This is a genomic window from Arsukibacterium tuosuense (assembly GCF_900215315.1).
GTDB lineage: Bacteria > Pseudomonadota > Gammaproteobacteria > Enterobacterales > Alteromonadaceae > Alishewanella > Alishewanella tuosuense.
This window is the reverse complement of sequence record NZ_OBEB01000001.1, coordinates 123122-138199: the sequence shown is the minus strand read 5'-3', so window position 1 is coordinate 138199 and position 15078 is coordinate 123122. Positions and strand designations below refer to the sequence as shown.

At 47.7% G+C, this 15078-nt stretch carries 13 protein-coding genes; 10 read left to right on the top strand and 3 right to left on the bottom strand.

Translation table 11 applies throughout. The annotated features are described in order from the left end of the window. The first annotated feature begins 63 nt into the window (after positions 1-63). Both CRO03_RS00595 and CRO03_RS00590 read left to right on the top strand, forming a co-directional pair. On the top strand, positions 64-1158 hold the full coding sequence (locus tag CRO03_RS00595; protein ID WP_245861445.1) for a sensor histidine kinase: 1095 nt from the start codon (positions 64-66) through the stop codon (positions 1156-1158). After that, on the top strand, positions 1130-1948 hold the full coding sequence (locus CRO03_RS00590; protein ID WP_097109650.1) for a LytR/AlgR family response regulator transcription factor: 819 nt from the start codon (positions 1130-1132) through the stop codon (positions 1946-1948). Before CRO03_RS00595 ends, CRO03_RS00590 begins: the two co-directional genes overlap by 29 nt. A 32-nt stretch (positions 1949-1980) precedes the next feature. On the opposite strand, the gene CRO03_RS00585 is transcribed toward CRO03_RS00590, so the two are convergent. Continuing rightward, positions 1981-2976: a 6-phosphofructokinase gene (locus CRO03_RS00585; protein WP_097109649.1), complete on the bottom strand. Its 996-nt coding sequence runs from the start codon at positions 2974-2976 to the stop codon at positions 1981-1983. Between the two features lie 176 nt (positions 2977-3152). Here CRO03_RS00585 and CRO03_RS00580 point away from each other — a divergent pair, with 176 nt between their 5' ends. Beyond that, the gene (locus CRO03_RS00580) at positions 3153-4124 is read left to right on the top strand and encodes a DMT family transporter (RefSeq protein ID WP_097109648.1); all 972 of its coding nucleotides are present in this window, start codon (positions 3153-3155) and stop codon (positions 4122-4124) included. 72 nt (positions 4125-4196) lie between these two features. On the opposite strand, the gene pyk is transcribed toward CRO03_RS00580, so the two are convergent. Both pyk and CRO03_RS00570 read right to left on the bottom strand, forming a co-directional pair. Beyond that, positions 4197-5633: a pyruvate kinase gene (gene pyk / locus CRO03_RS00575; protein ID WP_097109647.1), complete on the bottom strand. Its 1437-nt coding sequence runs from the start codon at positions 5631-5633 to the stop codon at positions 4197-4199. A gap of 137 nt (positions 5634-5770) precedes the next feature. Beyond that, positions 5771-6628 carry a MurR/RpiR family transcriptional regulator gene (locus CRO03_RS00570; protein WP_097109646.1) on the bottom strand — a complete coding sequence of 286 codons (858 nt, stop codon included), beginning with the start codon at positions 6626-6628 and terminating at the stop codon, positions 5771-5773. Positions 6629-6889: 261 nt separating this feature from the next. Here CRO03_RS00570 and zwf point away from each other — a divergent pair, with 261 nt between their 5' ends. The 7 genes from zwf (at position 6890) to CRO03_RS00535 (ending at position 14933) form a co-directional block, all read left to right on the top strand. After that, positions 6890-8371: a glucose-6-phosphate dehydrogenase gene (gene zwf, locus CRO03_RS00565; RefSeq protein ID WP_097109645.1), complete on the top strand. Its 1482-nt coding sequence runs from the start codon at positions 6890-6892 to the stop codon at positions 8369-8371. Between the two features lie 19 nt (positions 8372-8390). Continuing rightward, positions 8391-9080: a 6-phosphogluconolactonase gene (pgl, locus tag CRO03_RS00560; protein WP_097109644.1), complete on the top strand. Its 690-nt coding sequence runs from the start codon at positions 8391-8393 to the stop codon at positions 9078-9080. Positions 9081-9090: 10 nt separating this feature from the next. Continuing rightward, positions 9091-10923 carry a phosphogluconate dehydratase gene (edd, locus tag CRO03_RS00555; RefSeq protein ID WP_097109643.1) on the top strand — a complete coding sequence of 611 codons (1833 nt, stop codon included), beginning with the start codon at positions 9091-9093 and terminating at the stop codon, positions 10921-10923. Beyond that, positions 10916-11887: a glucokinase gene (locus CRO03_RS00550; protein WP_097109642.1), complete on the top strand. Its 972-nt coding sequence runs from the start codon at positions 10916-10918 to the stop codon at positions 11885-11887. The genes edd and CRO03_RS00550 overlap by 8 nt, the downstream gene beginning before the upstream one ends. Positions 11888-11890: 3 nt before the next feature. After that, positions 11891-12544, top strand: coding sequence for a bifunctional 4-hydroxy-2-oxoglutarate aldolase/2-dehydro-3-deoxy-phosphogluconate aldolase (locus tag CRO03_RS00545; RefSeq protein ID WP_097109641.1), 654 nt, complete (start codon positions 11891-11893; stop codon positions 12542-12544). A 130-nt stretch (positions 12545-12674) separates the two neighbouring features. Then, positions 12675-14264: an ABC-F family ATPase gene (locus CRO03_RS00540; protein WP_097109640.1), complete on the top strand. Its 1590-nt coding sequence runs from the start codon at positions 12675-12677 to the stop codon at positions 14262-14264. Between the two features lie 201 nt (positions 14265-14465). Further along, entirely contained in the window at positions 14466-14933 is a 468-nt protein-coding gene (locus tag CRO03_RS00535) for a Dps family protein (protein WP_019674291.1), read from the top strand. Positions 14934-15078: the final 145 nt, after the last annotated feature.

Genomic DNA, 15078 nt, shown 5'->3' with positions numbered 1-15078 from the left:
TTTAGGCTCGATGTTAGTTATACTTTGCGCAGAGTAATAACGCGGAATTTTATCTTGTACAAAGTGTTTGAAGATCGCAACCGGCAGTTTTGGATTCTGCACAGTCTGGGATGGCTTGGTTTTGCCATTGTCAATTATCTTGGGTCTTTAGTACAGGAAACCCGTGATGCCTATTTAATTGTCGTCGCGCTGGACGCTTACGTGGGCTGGCTTATCACGATCCCGTTACGTTATATTTATCAGCGGATCTGGTTCTGGCAACCCTGGCGAATGATTTTATTGGTATTTGTTTCAGCGCTATTGATCGCAGCGGTCTGGACCAGCGTAAGAAATTTCAATTATTGGGAGATCTACCGGCATGGCTATCGGCCAGATGACTGGCTGCAGTATATAAAGGATACCCCGGTTGCGTTTTACGTGATGCTTAGTTGGAGCGGATTATATTTTGGCATTAAATACTATCAAACCCTGCAACTTGAAAAACAAAAATCGTTAACGGCAACAAACAAGGCACACGAAGCACAGTTGAAAATGTTGCGGTACCAGCTGAACCCACATTTTTTATTCAACACCTTAAATGCAATTTCAACTTTGGTATTGATTAACGAAGCTGATACTGCAAATAAAATGGTAACCAGATTAAGTGACTTTTTAAGATACTCACTTTACAAGGACCCGATAAATCGGGTGCCGCTTGAACAGGAACTGTATGCGGCTAAATTATACCTGGAAATTGAAAAGGTCCGTTTTTCTGAACGCTTAACCATAGAATTCAATATAGAGCAGGGCACAGAACGGGCACTGGTGCCAAGTTTAATTCTGCAGCCACTGATTGAGAACGCCATTAAATACGCGGTAGCCAGCCAGGTAAACGGTGGCGCTATTTCCATAACGGCGAAAAAATTCGGGCACGATTTATTGCTTGAAGTGTCTGACAATGGTCCTGGTATGTCAATTAGTGATGGTATACCAAAAAGCACTGCCTGCGGTGTAGGCTTAGTAAATACGAAAGAGCGTCTGGCCGCGCTTTATGACAACGACTTTGCTCTGGTGCTGACTCACAACGAGCCCACTGGGCTGAAAGTCAATATCCGGATCCCATTACAGTTAGAGCAATTGGAAACAAACCATGTTGAAGGTAATAGTAGTAGACGATGAGCCCCTGGCGCGTAAAGGCATGCTGGTCAGACTGGCGGCATTTAATGAGCTGGAAGTGGTTGCCCAGTGCAGTAATGGCGATGAAGCGGTCAGCCGTATTCTGGAGTTAAAACCTGACGTGGTATTTCTGGACGTTGAAATGCCAGGTATGGATGGATTTGCTGTACTGAAAAGCTTGCAAAAACAACAAGTTAAACTGCCATATATCGTATTTGTTACAGCCTATGACCATTATGCCTTTAATGCGTTTGAAGTAAATGCGCTCGACTATGTCCTGAAGCCCGTGGAACCTGAACGCTTAAAAGCTGCAATTGACAAGGTACTCAAATTTCATGCCGCAGCTGACAGCCACAAGCATACAGGCCAACTCGCCGCTGCCGTAGCTAAGCTTACCGGCGACGAGACGGGTAATATTTTACAGCGTCTGAATAAATCTGAGCCGGTTGTTAATGACCGCTTTCCGGAAGCCATCAGTATTAAAGACAGTGGTGAAATTACCCGGGTTCCGGTTGCTGAAATTGACTGGGTAGATGCGGCTGGCGATTATATGTGTATCCATACCAAAGATGGTCAAACTCATATACTGCGTCGTACCATGAAAGAACTCGAGCAAGAGCTCGATCCAAGATTGTTTGTCCGGGTACATCGCTCTGCTATTGTCAATGTCCATACCATTGCAAAACTACAAATGCTTTCCAATGGTGAGCATCAACTGATGTTGACAAATGGCCAGGCGGTTAAAGTAAGCCGTAGTTATAAAGACCGGGTAAAGCAGGTCTTCAGCCACTAAAATTTCCACATCCATAGCAACAAATCGGCGGCTTAGTAGCTGCCGATTTGTTGCTGCCATCGCACTAAAAAAGGATCGATTTGCTTGGTTCCGTCTCCGGTTTTCTCAAGCGGATATAAACAGGTTTCACCATTCACTTCGCCAGCCATCATCAGGGTAGCGCCCTGCAATAATTGCTCTACTGCATACGCTCCCAGCTTTGTCGCAAGGATCCGGTCGGCGCCCACCGGGCTGCCACCACGCTGGATATGCCCCAGGATGCAGGCCCGGCATTCTATGCCTATTGCCTTAGTTAACGCTTCAGCCAGTGCGGTAGCGCCCCCCGGATAGCTATGTTCAGCAACCACTATTAAGTAACTGGATTTGCCTTTCAGCAATTGGGCATGCTGGATGGGTTTAATGATCGCTCTTAAATTATCAGGGCTGAGTGGACCAAACTCGGGGCAGATAATTTGTTCAGCACCGCCGGCAATACCGGCCGCCAGGCTTATATAACCACTATGGCGCCCCATTAACTCGACTAAGAATATTCGTTCAAACGCATCCGCTGTGTCACGAATTTTATCGATAGCGTCTAATGCTGTATCAATCGCCGTAGCAAAACCAATAGTATGGTCAGTGCCATCAACGTCATTGTCGATAGTACCGGGAACGCCAATCAGCTGACCATCATAGTGTTTACTGATAGCCATGGTGCCGCGAAAACTGCCATCCCCGCCAATAACAATCAGCGCATCTATATTTAGTTCTTTCAAGCTTGCAGCGGCTCTGGCCGGACCGTCTGCCTGTTCCAATGCCGGGCAACGGGCACTTTTTAAAATAGTGCCACCACGCTGAATAATATTGTCGACATGCTGGGGGTGGAGTGTCTGATATTCCTGTTCCAGTAAACCATTAAAGCCATGTTTAAAACCAATGACCTCAATATTGCATGCCGCAGCGGTAAGCAAAATTGCCCTGATGCAGGCGTTCATCCCTGGTGCATCACCACCAGAGGTCAGTACCGCTATTCGTTTAAGATTACTCATTGATTGTCCTTAACTGACACTAAACGCAGCATGATTAGCTTAGTATAGTTTCTGAGCCGTTAAAGCACTTGATTTGTCGCAAACTTACCTAAATTAAAAGACAGATGAACTTAAAATAAGCGACAATAGCAGCCGCTGAATTGTCAGCTTCTGCCTGTTCAAGGAAACGTTGCTTTATGCACCAAATTACCGGGAAAAGCCTGGTCGGCTTGCTGTTGGCGCTGACAACCGCTATTTTATGGGGCATTTTACCCATAGCGCTTAAAATTGTGCTGGATGTTCTGTCAGCCAATACGATTACGGCAATCCGGTTTCTGGCCGCTGCTGTTATTGTCGGACTATGGCTGGCTGCCCGAGGCAAGTTACCAGCCCTGCGCATATTGTATAACCGTAAAGTCGCCTGGCTGATGCTGATAGCTGTGGTTGGCTTGTTATCAAACTACATTATGTATTTAAGCGGATTAAATTATTTAACCGCTGAAACTGGCCAGGTGGTAATTCAGCTGGCGCCATTTTTAATGATGCTAGGTGGTATTTTAATCTTCAAGGAGAAACTACTGCTGTGGCAAAAAATAGGCGCTTTTACCTTGTTAGGCGGCTTATTGCTGTTTTTTAATGAGCGCCTGGTTCAGCTGGTTCTGCAGGCCAGTTCAGAAACCCTTGGCGTGCTGCTGGTAATTGCCGCTGGTATCACCTGGGCGGCCTATGCTTTGGCACAGAAGCAATTGCTGGTGAATTACAGCTCAAAACAAATTATGTACCTGCTGTATGTAGCCGGTACTATCTGTTTTATCCCCGTGTCAGACTTTTCACCATTGCAAACAATGAGTTATTTACATTGGGCGTTACTGGTTTTTTGCTGTTTAAATACTGTGGTAGCTTACGGCGCTTTTGCTGAGGCATTGCACCACTGGGAAGCGTCCAAGGTTAGTGCAGTGCTGGCTGTCACGCCGTTATTCACAATTTTGTTTGCTAATATTACCGGTTGGTTATTTCCAGATTTTTTGCAAGCTCAGCAACTTAATCTCTGGTCCTGGCTGGGCGCATTGATGGTGGTAACCGGCTCTGCCTTAACGGCTCTGGCGCCACAGTTTGTCGAATACCGGGCAGCGAAACGGGTCAGAAAATTACAAAGGGATGTATTTTAACAATTACAGAACTTTTACCAATAAAAAAGGGCCTGTCCGGCCCTTTATTATTATCAAAACAGTAATCTGAAACTATTTTACCTGGACAATTTTACAGGTATTAGATGCACCAATCGTTTCCATAGCATCACCATGGGTCATAATGACCAGATCACCGCTTTTCAGGCCGGCCTGTTTACGGATGGCATCAATAGCGGCATCTGCCAGTGACTGGGCTGATTGCGCTGTGCTATCAAAAAACGCCGGATATACGCCACGGTACAGCGCCATTTTATTCAACGTTTTATCATGGCGGGACAAAGCGTAAATAGGTTGAGGTGAGGTTATCCGCGACATTAACTTCGCAGTGTAGCCTGACTCTGTTAAAGCAATAATCGCCTTAATATCGGCTAAATGATTGGCTGCATACATCGCTGACAGGGCAATGGTTTCACTGATCTCGGTAAAAGCAACATCCATCCGGTGTTTGGAGATTTGCACACTTGGATGCTTCTCTGCGCCGTCACAGACCCGGGCCATCGCTTTAACCGTTTCTGTCGGATACTTACCCGCGGCGGTTTCAGCAGACAGCATCACCGCGTCAGTGCCATCAAGCACCGCATTAGCCACGTCCATTACTTCAGCCCGGGTTGGCATCGGGCTTTCTATCATACTTTCCATCATTTGCGTGGCGGTGATGACTACCCGGTTAAGCTGACGAGAGCGGGCAATAATCCGTTTTTGCTGCCCAACCAGCTCAGCGTCACCAATTTCAACCCCTAAATCACCACGGGCAACCATTACTGCATCCGACGCCCGGATGATGTCGTCCAGAGTTTCGTTGTCAGCGACGGCTTCTGCCCGTTCAATTTTTGCCATTAAGCGTGCTTCAGAACCCGCTGCCCGGGCTAACTCCCGAGCCAGACGCATATCATCGCCGCTGCGCGGGAATGACACCGCCAGAAAATCTACATCAATCTCCGCAGCGGTAATAATATCGGCTTTATCTTTTTCAGTCAGGGCAGGGGCCGTCAACCCGCCGCCCTGGCGGTTAATGCCTTTATTATTGCTAAGCTTACCACCGACAGTAACTTTGGTATAAACCCTGTCACCATCAACCCGCTCAACCTGCAGTTGGATCCTGCCATCGTCCAGTAACAGCAAATCGCCGTCGCTAACATCCTGTGGCAGGGCTTTATAATCAATACCCACCTGGTGATGATCACCTTCACCTTTGGCCAGGCTGGCATCCAGCACAAACTGCTGGCCTTCGGCTAGCAGTACCGCACCTTCTTTAAAAGTAGATACCCGGATTTTCGGACCCTGCAAGTCGCCAAGAATGGCTACGTGCGCTCCCAGTTTAGTGGCAGCAGCACGCACCATACCAGCTCGCTCACGGTGATCATCAGCAGTACCATGGGAGAAATTCAGCCTGAACACGGTGGCACCCGCACTGATAAGCTTTTCGATTGATTGCTGGGTATTAGTAGCGGGGCCGAGAGTAGCGACTATTTTGGTTCTTCTTGGCATCAGATGCTCCTGCTGTTGAACGCGGATCTAACAATGCAATTAGTGTAATGTAATTTTATTACAGAATACAGCGACAATAATATTAAAAGCGACAGGTTGGTGCAGTTAACCAACCTGAGAGGAAACTGTACTACAATTTAGTTGGCGAAATCTTTCTTTTCAAATCGCGAGCCGCGCAGACTATCTTTTACTTTTTTCAGATTTTCCCGGAATTTACTGCCGCGTCGCAACGTAAAGCCTGTGGCCAGAATATCAATAAGCACCAACTGAGCTACCCGTGATGCCATCGGCATATACATATCGGTGTCTTCAGGGACGTCCAGTGACAACACCAGGGTGCATTCACGGGCTAACGGGCTGTCATAAGCGGTAATGCCAATCACTGTGGCATCGTTTTCCCGGGCGATGGCCGCAATATCACAGAGGTTTTTCGTACGGCCGGTGTGGCTGATACATACCACTACATCACCATCAGAACTGTTGATCGCGGACATTCGCTGCATCACAATGTCGTCAAAACAGACCACGGGCACATTAAAACGGAAAAACTTATTCTGCGCATCGTGCGCTACAGAAGCAGACGCGCCCAAACCGAAAAACGAAATTTTCTTGGCCTGAGTCAGTACGTCAACCGCACGATTAATGGTATTAATATCGACTCTTTGCCTTGCAGTATCTAACGCCGCCATAGTCGATTCGAAAATCTTAGCGGTGTAGGCTTCAGGGCCATCTTCTTCTTCAACATGACGGTTTACATAAGGTGTGCCATTAGCCAGACTTTGCGCCAAATGCAGTTTAAAATCAGGAAAACCTTTAGTATCAAGACGGCGACAGAACCGGTTAACCGTAGGTTCGCTAACATCAGCCATTTTGGCCAGTGCTGCTATACTACTGTGAATAGTAATTTGTGGATTAGCCAGAATAACATCAGCAACCTTGCGCTCAGATTTGCTGAAGCTGGTAACACTACCTACGATTTTTTCCAGTACGTTCATCCGCTAATTCCTGATCTCAATAAATTGTAGTGGCGGCAAAAATTGTTGCCAGCTTGGTTATACACCAAGTAAGACGACAAAACAGTATTAAATTTACCACAAAACTGTAATTACATTGCTAAGGCTGCCTTAATATGTAAGATTAGTCAAAATATAAGTTCTTATGTAATTAAATTACAACAAATCGGGTTTACAGCGGCTTTTCAGCGCGCTAGTATGGCTTAAGTGTTGTAAAATTACGTATTATTGCAAGGGTCAGATATGACAACAACAGCACAAAATGCCCAGAATAACGCCTGCGATTTAATCTTATTCGGCACTAAAGGCGACTTAGCCCGGCGTAAGTTGCTACCTGCGTTATATCAGTTAGAAAAAGCAGGGTTGCTGGCAGCAGACTCACGCATTATCGGCGTCGCCCGCGATGCGATGGATAACAGCGGCTACCTGGACATGGTAAAAACAAACCTCACAACGTTTTTGAAAAAAGAACCGTTAGACGAGGCAATCTGGCAGCAACTGGCTGCAAAGCTGTTATATGTGCAACTTGATTTGACCCAAACCAGTGATTATAAAAAGCTGGGTAAACTGGTGGATGCGTCTAAACGAACACCAGTTAGCTATTTCGCCACGCCGCCTGCGTTATTTGGTGATCTGTGTAAAGGTCTGGCCGCTGCAGGTTTAGCGGCAGAACCGTCCAGAGTCGTGCTGGAAAAACCCATCGGCCATGATTTAGCCTCTTCTATTGTTATTAATGATCAGGTCGCTGAACACTTTAAAGAATGTCAGATTTACCGGATAGATCATTACCTGGGTAAAGAAACAGTATTAAACTTACTGGCACTGCGCTTCGCAAACGCTATTTTTGCGTCTAACTGGGATCACAATGCCATAGATCATGTGCAAATTACCGTGGCTGAAGAAGTCGGGGTGGAAGGACGGTGGAGTTACTATGACGATGCCGGTCAGATGCGCGATATGGTGCAAAATCACTTATTGCAGGTATTGTCACTGATTGCGATGGAGCCCCCTGCCAGACTCGATGCAGACAGTATTCGTGATGAAAAACTAAAAGTATTAAAAGCATTGCGTCGGATAGACAGTAGCAACGTCCAGGAAAAAACAGTCCGGGGCCAATATGCCAGCGGTTTTGTCAGTGGCAAACAAGTGCCGGGATACCTGGAAGAAGAGGGCGCTCGTTCCGGTAGCCGGACAGAGACTTTTGTGGCAATAAAAGTCGATATTGATAACTGGCGCTGGGCAGGTGTGCCGTTTTACCTGCGTACCGGAAAGCGTATGCCGAAAAAACACAGTGAAGTGGTTATCTGCTTCAAGCCACAGCCGCATAATATCTTTCACGAAACCTATAATGAATTGCCCGCCAACAAGTTAATTATCCGCTTACAACCTGACGAAGGGGTGGAAGTGCAGGTAATGAATAAAATACCGGGCCTTGGCGAACATATGCGCCTGCAGCAGAGCAAACTTGATTTAAGTTTCGATGAAACCTTTAAGTCACAGCGAATTGCTGATGCTTATGAGCGTTTATTGCTTGAAGCCATGCTGGGTAATCAGTATTTGTTCGTACGCCGTGATGAAGTTGAACAAGCATGGCAATGGGTTGATGGCATCCTTAATGCCTGGAAAAACAACAATGAGCCAGCCAAAACCTATCAGGCCGGCACCTGGGGTCCTGTTGCCTCGATTTCAATGCTGGCGCGCGATGAGCGCAACTGGGACGAATAAACAGATTAGGCGATTAATTATGCAACTTCATCAATACTCCGATACCAAGGCGTTAAACACGGATTTTGCCAACCGATTGGTTACTCTGCTGAATGAAGCAATTTCCCAGCGTGGCCGGGCTTATTTAGTCGTATCTGGGGGCAGAACACCCACAGCGCTGTTTAATGCGCTATCTGAAACTGATTTAGCCTGGCAAAACGTGACCATTTTATTAGCTGACGAACGTTTTGTACCGGTCGACTCTGCGGATAGTAACGAGCGACTGGTGAAAGCCAACTTGTTAAAAGGGAAGGCGGCAAAAGCTGAATTTATCAGCTTGTATGCACCTGCAGCGAAAGCTGAAGCTGCGGTTGCCACCATTTTGCCACGAATAGCCGCAATACCGGCGTTTGATGCCGTTATTCTGGGTATGGGTGAAGATGGCCATACTGCGTCGCTGTTTCCGTGCAGTGCTGAACTTAATAGCGGTTTAGCCGCTGATGCGCCGGCAGTGCTGGCGGTTAATCCGACAACAGCACCCCATCAGCGTATATCACTCAGTTTACCAAGGCTGCTCAATGCCGGGCAGATATTTATTCACCTGGTTGGCCAGAGCAAACTTGATGTGCTTAACAAAGCTCAGGCAGGTACTGATGTAACCAGCATGCCAATCCGCGCTATTTTGCAACAGCCAGATGTTGATGTGGCCGTTATGTACGCCGCTAATTAGAGGAACTGTTATGAATCCTGTTATTCAACGGGTCACCGACCGCATTATTGCCCGCAGCAACAAAAGCCGGGCTATTTATCTTGCCCGGATAGACGAAGCTGGCCAAAGCGGCCCCCATCGTGGCGTATTAAGTTGCGGCAATCTGGCGCATGGCTTTGCTGCCTGTAATAAACAGGATAAAGCAGATTTACGCAGCCTGACCAAAGCCAATATTGGCATTGTCTCGTCTTATAACGACATGTTGTCGGCACATCAGCCCTATGAAACTTATCCTCAAACCATTAAGCAGGCCATCAATGAAGTTGGTAGCGTGGCGCAGTTTGCCGGTGGTGTACCCGCCATGTGCGACGGCGTAACTCAGGGCCAGCCAGGCATGGAATTAAGTTTACTTAGCCGGGATATTATTGCGATGTCGGCGGCGGTGGGGTTATCTCACAATATGTTTGATGGCGGCCTGATGCTGGGTATTTGTGACAAAATAGTCCCGGGTTTATTAATGGCCGCATTGAGCTTTGGTCATCTGCCATTTGTCTTTGTACCTGCAGGCCCTATGCCTTCAGGCATTCCTAATAAGGAAAAAGCCAGAGTACGCCAGCTGTTTGCTGAAGGTAAGGTAGGCAAAGAAGAATTACTGGAAGCAGAGTCTGCATCTTATCACTCGGCCGGCACCTGTACTTTTTATGGCACCGCTAACTCTAACCAGCTGGTCGTTGAAATGATGGGCCTGCATTTACCCGGTTCTTCATTTGTTAACCCGGGTAGCGCGTTACGGGACGAACTGACTAAAGCGGCAGCGCGTCAGGTAACCCGCTTAACTCAGCTGGGTGATAATTATTTACCAATAGGTAAGCTGGTTGACGCCAAAGCCATTGTTAATGGCATTGTTGGCTTACTGGCAACAGGTGGCTCTACTAACCACACTATGCACCTGGTTGCTGTCGCCCGGTCTGCCGGTTTTATTGTTAACTGGGACGACTTTGCCGAATTATCAGCTGCCACACCGCTGCTAACCCGGATTTACCCGAATGGCCAGGCTGATATTAACCATTTTCAACATGCAGGCGGCATGGCATTGTTGATCCGTGAGTTACTGGATGCTGGCTTACTGCACGAGGATGTACAAACGATTGCCGGTCCGGGCTTGCGTCGTTATACCCAGCAACCGCTGTTAAAAGACGGCAAGCTGCATTGGGTTGATGCGCCGGCACAATCACTGGACCCTGATGTCTTAGCGACAGTGACCAAACCGTTCAAAAGCCATGGCGGCTTAGAAGTGCTGTCTGGCAATATCGGCCGGGCTATCTTGAAAACATCAGCACTGCGTGATGGCACTGAAGTAATAAAAGCGCCAGCTGTGGTATTCCAGAGCCAGCATGAGCTGGATGCCGCTTTTAAAGCCGGTGAGCTGAATAAAGATTGTATAGTGGTTGTCAGGTTTCAAGGCCCGAAGGCTTGTGGTATGCCAGAACTGCATAAACTGACACCACCGCTTGGCGTGTTGCAGGATAAGGGCTTTAAAGTTGCGCTGGTAACCGATGGCCGGATGTCTGGCGCGTCAGGTAAAGTGCCTGCAGCTATTCATGTCACTCCGGAAGCCGTTGATGGCGGCGCTATTGGCCGGATTAAAACCGGCGACATGATGCTGGTTGATGGCAACAGTGGCAAACTGGAAGTGTTGGTTGACGCTGCCGAATTTAATGCCCGCGAACTGGCGCAAAGTGATTTAAGCCATAACTTTTATGGTATGGGCCGGGAAATGTTCGGCGCCATGCGTGCTCAGTTAAGCGGTGCCGAGCAGGGGGCTTGTAGTTTGTTCGTAACTGAGGAGCATTTGCATGGCTAATGCGGTTGATTACGCCATCGTTGCGGATATTGGTGGCACTAACGCCCGGTTCAGCCGGGTAAATTTAGCCAGCCTGGCGCTGGATAAAGTAGCAGTGTATCCCTGTGCTACCTTCGCCAGCCTGGCAGATGCCTTACAGCATTATCAGCTGGAGCAGCAACTGACCGCACTGAAGCACGTGGCTATTGCCATTGCCTGTCCGGTAACCGGTGATAACGTCAGCATGACTAATTTCCACTGGCATTTTTCGATCAGTGCTATGCAGCGCCAGTTAGGCTTAAAGCGCTTACTGGTGATGAACGATTTTACCGCGGTAGCGATGTGTTTACCTGCACTAAGCAGCAATGACAAAGTTCAGATTGGCCAGGGAGCTGCGCAGCACAATCAACCGATGGCGGTACTTGGTGCAGGTACCGGCCTGGGCGTTGCTCATTTAGTTAATGTTGATAACAAGTTTATCCCGCTACCCGGCGAAGGTGGCCATGTAGACTGGGCGGCGCAGACCGAACAGGAATGGTTTATTCAGCAGGTGCTGAGTAAAGAGTATGGACATGTCTCGCCGGAACGTTTGTTATCAGGCCCCGGGCTTGAAGCTATCTACCGGGCGTTGGCGTTGCACCGTCGTTTAGATGTTGCACCACTGTCGGCAGGTGAAATTGGTAACCTGGCACTGGCAGGTAGTTCTGAGCTTGCTACTGCAACGGTAGCCCAGTTCTTCGCAAGCCTGGGTAGTATAGCGGGTAATTTGGCGCTGACGCTCAGTACATTTGGTGGCGTTTACGTCGCTGGTGGCATAGCCCCGAAATTACTGCCGCTTATGGCAGCCAGTGAATTCAGAACCCGTTTTGAAGCAAAAGGTCGGTTTAGTGCGTTCAATCGCCAGATCGCCACTTATATCGTGACTGCCCCACAGCCTGGCTTGCTGGGCGCGGCAGTTTACCTAAAACAATCTTTGGCGAGTTAATTTATGGCATTTGAAAATTGGCAACTCCAACCGGCTGAATTATTTGCACAAGGTGCAGTAGTTCCGGTTATTGTAATTAAAGATCTGGCTGACGCCGTGCCGATGGCAAAAGCCCTGCTGGCTGGGGGTATCCGGGTTTTGGAAGTCACCTTGCGCACGCCTGTTGCAATGGATGCGATTAAACTACTGGCTGAACAAGTACCCGAGGCCATTGTAGGGGCGGGTACTGTTACTACCGCTGCACAACTGGAGCAGGTTATTGCTGCCGGCGCTAAGTTTGCCATTAGTCCTGGCCTGACCCGGGAATTACTGCAGGCTGGCAAAGACTCGGCCATTCCGCTTATTCCGGGTATTGCCAGCATTTCAGAACTGATGGAAGGAACCGGCCTCGGCTATACTCATTTTAAATTCTTCCCTGCTGAAGCCGCTGGCGGTGTTAAAACCCTGAAGTCGATCCATGGCCCGTTTTCGGATATTCGTTTTTGTCCCACCGGTGGCATTAATGAAAATAATTATCTGGACTATCTGGCGTTACCTAATGTCAGTTGTGTTGGTGGTTCCTGGATCGTGCCAGATCAGGCAGTCAGTGACAAAGACTGGCCGAAAATAACCGAGTTAACCCGCACCGCTGTTGCCGTTGCGGCACAAGCTCGCTGACAGTAGTCGTCATACCGCAACAACCAACAACATTAAACCGGCTTACAAGCCGGTTTTTTTGAATTTATAGCGCAAAGCGCGTATAGTGGCGCACCTTTTTCATCCAGTACAATCTGTAGCGGACCTTTTAGTGATCTCAACTGCCAATATTACAATGCAATTCGGCGCCAAGCCGTTGTTTGAAAACATTTCTATCAAATTCGGTGAGGGTAACCGCTATGGTCTGATCGGGGCCAATGGTTGTGGTAAATCGACCTTTATGAAAATCCTCAGTCGCGAACTTGAGCCGACTGCCGGCAATGTGTCGGTTGAACCAAACCACCGGGTTGCGAAATTGCATCAGGATCAGTTTGCCTTTGAGCAGTATTCAGTCATTGATACGGTGATTATGGGCCACGCTGAATTGTGGGCAGTAAAAGAAGAACGCGATCGGATTTATGCCAGTAGCGAGATGAGCGAAGAAGATGGCATGAAAGTGGCCGATCTGGAAGTCGCTTTTGGTGAAATGGATGGATACACTGCGGAATCCCGTGCCGGTGAATTACTGATTGGAGTAGGGATCCCGGTTGAACAGCATTTCGGTCCGATGTCTGCTATCGCGCCGGGTTTTAAACTTCGGGTGTTACTGGCTCAGGTATTGTTTGCCGATCCGGAAATAATGCTGCTGGACGAACCGACCAACAACCTGGATATTAATACCATTCGCTGGTTAGAGAACGTGCTGGCCGAGCGCAACAGCACTATGGTGATTATTTCGCATGACCGCCATTTTTTAAACAGTGTCTGCACCCATATGGCTGATCTGGATTATGGTGAACTGCGCCTGTATCCGGGCAATTATGATGAATATATGTTTGCCGCCACTCAGGCCCGCGAACGACTGCTGTCTGATAACGCCAAGAAAAAGGCCCAGATTGCTGAATTGCAGACTTTTGTCAGTCGTTTTTCTGCCAATGCGTCGAAAGCGAAGCAGGCAACGTCACGTGCCAAGCAAATAGATAAAATTCAGCTGGAAGAAGTGAAAGCGTCCAGCCGGGTTAATCCATTTATCCGCTTTGAACAGCAAAAGCAACTTTATCGCCTGGCACTTGAAGTTGAAGGTCTGAATAAAAGCTTTGCTGAGCTGCAACTTTTAAAAAACCTGAATATGACCATTGAAGTTGGTGAGAAAGTGGCCATTTTAGGCGCCAACGGTATCGGTAAAACGACTTTGTTAAAATGCCTGATGGGCGATTTAACCCCGGAATCCGGCACAGTTAAGTGGTCTGAGAACGTTAAAATTGGTTACTATGCGCAGGATCATGCCCATGAATTTGCAGCGCCTATGACGTTGTTTGACTGGATGAGCCAATGGAAGCAGCCATCTGATGACGAACAGGCCATTCGCGGCATCCTGGGTCGGTTATTATTTTCACAGGATGAAATTAAAAAGTCGGTTAAGGTGTTGTCGGGTGGTGAAAAGGGCAGGATGCTATTTGGCAAACTGATGCTGCAGCGGCCCAATATTCTGGTGATGGATGAGCCGACTAACCACTTAGATATGGAGTCGATCGAATCATTAAATATGGCACTGGAACATTACAAAGGTACGCTGATATTCGTTAGCCACGACCGTGAATTTGTATCTTCACTGGCCAGCCGGATCATAGAAATTACCGGTCAGGACGTGCGTAACTTTGCCGGTACTTACGAAGAGTACCTGATTGCTCAGGCCAGCTAACGACCGCCATATCCATACACTGTATCGCAATTTTGATAAATAGCCGGTAGCTCGTTGAGTAACCGGCTTGTTTTTTTCTGTAGCGCCCCCATTTGATTGTTATAACATTATGTTTCTGACGCAAAAGCAAAACAGGCAGAGCATTAAATTGTGCCATGTTATAGTTTTGTTAGTAGCTCAATTAAATTAGGAGACGGTAATATGAAAGTTAATATAGGTATAGAGGAAAACGAACGTAAAGCCATTTGTGAAGGTTTGGCAGTTCTTCTTGCCGACACCTACACCCTTTATCTGAAAACGCATAATTATCATTGGAATGTTACCGGCCCGATGTTTCAAACTTTGCATACTTTATTTGAAACCCAGTACAATGAATTGGCTTTGGCGGTCGACGAGATTGCCGAGCGGATCCGGGCGCTTGGCGAGTTTGCACCAGGTTCCTATAAAGAGTTCGCTAAATTAACCAGTATTAAAGAGGCTGACGGTATACCAACTGCTGAAGAGATGATTAAAGATCTGGTTAAAGGCCAGGAAGCTATTGCTAAGACAGCGCGTTCAATTGTGCCGGTAGCAGATAAAGCGTCAGACGAGGTCAGCCTTGATCTGCTCACGCAGCGGATGACAGTGCACGAAAAAACAGCCTGGATGTTGCGTAGTCTGGTAGCCTGATAACACGCAATTGTCTCAGTTCATTAAAGCAGCGCAAAAGCGCTGCTTTTTTATGCGTATGGAACTGAAAATCAGCTTTCATAACATTGACACAAAAAAGTACTAAGTTTTTCCGGCAAAAACTTGTAAAATCGGCGTCAGCAGT

Bases quoted from the DNA above. Each gene is read 5' to 3' on its own strand.
- CRO03_RS00590 (WP_097109650.1), top strand. From the start codon at position 1,130: ATGTTGAAGGTAATAGTAGTAGACGATGAGCCCCTGGCGCGTAAAGGC.
- CRO03_RS00585 (WP_097109649.1), bottom strand. From the start codon at position 2,976: ATGAGTAATCTTAAACGAATAGCGGTACTGACCTCTGGTGGTGATGCA.
- CRO03_RS00580 (WP_097109648.1), top strand. From the start codon at position 3,153: ATGCACCAAATTACCGGGAAAAGCCTGGTCGGCTTGCTGTTGGCGCTG.
- pyk (WP_097109647.1), bottom strand. From the start codon at position 5,633: ATGCCAAGAAGAACCAAAATAGTCGCTACTCTCGGCCCCGCTACTAAT.
- CRO03_RS00570 (WP_097109646.1), bottom strand. From the start codon at position 6,628: ATGAACGTACTGGAAAAAATCGTAGGTAGTGTTACCAGCTTCAGCAAA.
- zwf (WP_097109645.1), top strand. From the start codon at position 6,890: ATGACAACAACAGCACAAAATGCCCAGAATAACGCCTGCGATTTAATC.
- pgl (WP_097109644.1), top strand. From the start codon at position 8,391: ATGCAACTTCATCAATACTCCGATACCAAGGCGTTAAACACGGATTTT.
- edd (WP_097109643.1), top strand. From the start codon at position 9,091: ATGAATCCTGTTATTCAACGGGTCACCGACCGCATTATTGCCCGCAGC.
- CRO03_RS00550 (WP_097109642.1), top strand. From the start codon at position 10,916: ATGGCTAATGCGGTTGATTACGCCATCGTTGCGGATATTGGTGGCACT.
- CRO03_RS00545 (WP_097109641.1), top strand. From the start codon at position 11,891: ATGGCATTTGAAAATTGGCAACTCCAACCGGCTGAATTATTTGCACAA.
- CRO03_RS00535 (WP_019674291.1), top strand. From the start codon at position 14,466: ATGAAAGTTAATATAGGTATAGAGGAAAACGAACGTAAAGCCATTTGT.